General features: G+C 66.1%; 3 protein-coding genes. 1 reads left to right on the top strand and 2 read right to left on the bottom strand.

The annotated features are described in order from the left end of the window. Positions 1–365: 365 nt before the first annotated feature. Together AC6LJ5_RS29970 and AC6LJ5_RS29965 are read right to left on the bottom strand one after the other, a co-directional pair. A complete protein-coding gene (locus AC6LJ5_RS29970; protein WP_199770992.1) occupies positions 366–1,031 on the bottom strand; it encodes an HAD family hydrolase in 666 nt (221 codons plus the stop codon). Continuing rightward, a complete protein-coding gene (locus AC6LJ5_RS29965; protein ID WP_103273129.1) occupies positions 1,031–1,996 on the bottom strand; it encodes an RluA family pseudouridine synthase in 966 nt (321 codons plus the stop codon). Before AC6LJ5_RS29965 ends, AC6LJ5_RS29970 begins: the two co-directional genes overlap by 1 nt. Positions 1,997–2,512: 516 nt before the next feature. Between AC6LJ5_RS29965 and AC6LJ5_RS29960 the strand changes: the two genes are divergently transcribed. Beyond that, positions 2,513–4,257 (top strand): Rne/Rng family ribonuclease (locus AC6LJ5_RS29960; RefSeq protein ID WP_498142415.1); only part of this gene is annotated, 1,745 nt, incomplete at its 3' end.

The following is a 4,257-nucleotide window of genomic DNA, read 5'->3' as shown; positions in this document are numbered from 1 at the left end:
ACCCCGGCAGGCCCAGGCCCGCCGCGGCGACGCCCGCCCCCAGGATCAGATCGCGCCTGGCGCGCCAGACCCGCTCAGGCGTGATCTCGGACGACTGGATGGCGTCGGGCTTGCGTATCAGCATCATGATCTCCGAAGTCGGCGGCCGCGAAAAACGCGCGGCGCAATCCATGGACGACTGTGCGCCCCATGATATTCCGCTCCGGGCGAAATGCGCCGATCTTCAGCCTGCGCCCGCCCGGCGCGTCACACCAGGCGGATAGACCGGATCAGGAGCAAGACGTTCCGGAGCACGATGACACGGTTCGGCCGGATCACGGGAATTCCGATTGAAGGAAACGTCGCCGGCGAGCGTCGGCCCGCGCTCAGGCGGCGGCGCGCACCCGGTCAAGCAACCACTCGCGCACCAGGGGCACGCTGCCCAGCACCGCCTGGGGCGAGCAGCCCTCAAGTTCTTTCAGGGTATGCGCGCCGTAGGTCACGCCCAGGCCGTGCACGCCGGCATTGATGGCCATCTGCAGGTCGTGCGATGTGTCCCCCACCATCAGGACCTGCTCCGGCGTCACGTCCAGTTCCTGCATCAGCTCATGCAGCATGGCCGGATGCGGCTTGCTGAAGGTCTCGTCGGCGGTCCGGGTAGCCGCGAACCTGGGCCCCAGCCCGGTGGCGGCCAGCGCGCGGTTCAGGCCGATACGGCTCTTGCCGGTCGCCACGGCCAGCTGGATGCCTTGCCCGGCCAGCGCATCCAACATCTCGGGCACGCCGTCGAACAGGCGCAGCTCGGGATCCCGCAGCAGATAATGCGTGCGATAGCGCTCGAGAAAGCGCGGCACCATGGCCTGCGTCAGCTCGGGCACCGCGCGGCGCAGCGCGCTTTCCAGGGACAGGCCTATGACCCAGCTGGCATCGGACGCCGAGGGCACAGGCAGCTCCAGGTCGCGACAGGCGCCTTGAATGGCGGCCACGATGCTGTGAGTGGAATCCATCAGGGTGCCGTCCCAATCGAACACCACCAGCGTATACATAGACATCAGACAGACTCCAACTGTTTCAACAACTTCAGGCATGCGGGGGGCAACTCCGCCGTCAGCGTCAGGGTTTCGCCCGTCAGCGGATGCGCCAGCGTCAGGCGATGCGCATGCAGAAACATGCGCCCGAACCCCTGACGCGAAAACTGCGCCCGGACCTCGTCGTTGCCATACTTGTCGTCGCCCACGATGGGAAACCCGCTGGAAGCCAGGTGGACCCGGATCTGGTGAGTACGCCCCGTGCGCAACTCCGCGTCCACCAGGCTGTAACCGCCGAAACGCTGCTTCAGGCTGACGATAGTATGCGCACGTTGGCCGTCCGGATCCACCTTGACCCGGCGCTCGCCGCTCTGCGTAGTCCATTTGGACAGGCTCAGCTTGATGTGCTGGCGGTCGTTGACCCAATCGCCTTCGACCAGCGCCAGGTAGTGCTTCTCGCCCTTGCCCTCGCGCAGCATGGCGTGCAGGGCCAGCAGCGCGTTGCGCTTCTTGGCGACCATGAGCAGGCCGGACGTTTCGCGATCCAGCCGGTGGACCAGTTCCAGGAATTTCGCCTGCGGCCGGGCGGCGCGCAACTGCTCGATCACGCCAAAAGACACACCGCTGCCGCCGTGCACCGCCACGCCGGCGGGCTTGTCGACCACCAGCATGGCGTCATCCTCGTAGACCACCGGGAACTCGGCGGCCGGCACGGGCTTGGGCGCGCCAGGATCGGGCAGCCTCAGGGGCGGAATGCGGACGATGTCGCCCTCGGCCACCCGGTAGTCGGCCTGGATACGGCCCTTGTTTACCCGCACCTCGCCGCCGCGAATCGCCTTATAGATGTGCGTCTTGGGCACGCCTTTGCACAGCCGCAGCAGGTAATTGTCCAGGCGTTGGCCGGCATGTTCGGCGTCGACCTCGACCATCCGGACGGCGGGGGGGCTTGCAGGGGAGGAAGTTTCTTTGCGCATTGCGGAAAGCGACATATAATCGGGACAGCCTTAAGGGGCTGAACTAGCCGCCTGGCGTAGAGATGCAACAAGTACGCAACTCCGTCGAGCGCGCGGGCCGCCATTGTACTGCCTGCTGATTCAACCCCTGGGTCTCTTGGTCGCCGGCGCAACCGCGGCCTGCCGGACAGTGGTGTGGCATTCACTTTTTGCCCGCTGTCGCCGCAGGTCCGTTGCTTGCCGCAAGCGCCCTGAAGCATCGCAAGAATCGTCGCATCTACTATTTAAAGCACCAGTTGCGCGTCGGCATCCATTCCTGCCGCAACTGACGTTCACAGCACATTCCGTCAAACCACACTCAGTGAAGCTGACCCTCCTGCTGACAGAACCCCGTGCCGTACGGCACGACGTGCCCGCCTGACCCGCGGCGGATACGCCTGGGCGCCGCCCAGGTACGGTCCGCATCCTTCTTGCCCGCTTCAGCCGCTGCGCCCGAGTGACCCGAGGTCACGCGCCGATATCGGCGCGTCATGACAACGGAGAACCCCTCTCATGAAGCGCATGCTGTTCAATGCGACGCACCAGGAAGAATTGCGCGTCGCTATCGTTGATGGGCAGAAGCTCATCGACCTCGACATCGAGACTGCCGGCCGCGAACAACGCAAAGGCAACATCTACAAAGGTGTCATCACCCGTATCGAACCCGGCCTCGAAGCCTGCTTCGTCAACTACGGCGAAGACCGTCACGGCTTCCTGCCCTTCAAGGAAGTGGCCCGCAGCTACTTCAAGGAAGGCGTGGACGTGCGCAGCGCGCGCATCCAGGACGCCCTGCGCGAAGGCCAGGAACTGATCGTCCAGGTTGAAAAGGAAGAGCGCGGCAACAAGGGCGCCGCCCTGACCACGTTCATCTCGCTGGCCGGCCGCTATCTGGTCCTGATGCCCAACAACCCCCGTGGCGGCGGCGTTTCGCGCCGCGTCGAGGGCGAGGACCGCCAGGAACTGCGCGACACGATGGAGCAGCTCGAGCTGCCCCAGGGCATGAGCATCATCGCCCGCACCGCCGGCATCGGCCGCAACGTCGAAGAGCTCCAGTGGGACCTGTCCTACCTGCTGCAGCTCTGGACGGCGATCGACGGCGCGGCGCGCGACAATTCCGCGCCCATCCTGATCTATCTCGAGTCCAGCCTGGTCATCCGCGCCATCCGCGACTATTTCTCCCCGGAAATCGGTGAAATCCTCATCGACACCGACGAGATCGCCGACCAGGCCACCGCGTTCATGAGCGTGGTGATGCCGGACAACGTCCAGCGCGTCAAGCGCTACCGTGACGACATCCCGCTGTTCTCGCGCTTCCAGATCGAACACCAGATCGAAACGGCCTACTCCCGCACCGTGCAGCTGCCGTCCGGCGGCGCCGTGGTCATCGACCACACCGAGGCGCTGGTGTCCGTGGACGTCAACTCGGCCCGTTCCACCCGCGGCGCCGACATCGAGGAAACCGCGCTGCGCACCAACGTGGAAGCAGCCGACGAAGTGGCCCGCCAGCTGCGCCTGCGCGACCTGGGCGGCCTGATCGTCATCGACTTCATCGACATGGAGGACAGCAAGAACCAGCGCGCCGTCGAACAGCGCCTGCGTGATGCCCTGCATTTCGACCGCGCCCGCGTGCAGATGGGCAAGATCTCCCGTTTCGGCCTGATGGAACTGTCGCGCCAGCGCCTGCGTCCGGCCCTGAACGAAGGCTCGCACATCACCTGCCCGCGCTGCAACGGCACCGGCGTGATCCGCGACGCGGAATCCAGCGCCCTGCACGTCCTGCGCCTGCTGCAGGAAGAGGCCATGAAGGAAAACACCGCCGCCGTGCACGCCCAGGTGCCGGTGGACGTGGCCACCTATCTGCTGAACGAAAAGCGCTCCGACATCACCAAGATGGAAGCGCGCCTGAAGGTCAACCTGCTGCTGATCCCCAACAAGCATCTGGAAACGCCGCATCACCACATCGAGCGCCTGCGTCATGACGACCCGCGCCTCGAGGAAGTGAAGACCAGCTTCGAGCTGGTCGAGGCTCCGTCCACGGATGCCGCCTGGCAGCCGCGCGAGCACGAGATCAAGAGCCGCCCGGAAGCGCTGGTCAAGGGCATCACGCCCTCGCAACCCGCGCCCGTGTCCCCGCCGGCCCCGGCGCCGGCCGCCGCCGCGCCCGCCCCTGCCGCCTCCGGCGGCCTGGGCGGCCTGTTCAAGCGCCTGGTCGGCTGGCTGACCGGCAATGGCGACAGCGCCAAGCCCGCCGCCGCCCC

It is taken from the genome of Achromobacter sp. 1011791174, from assembly GCF_059760925.1.
This window is presented reverse-complemented; position numbering and strand designations above follow the sequence as displayed.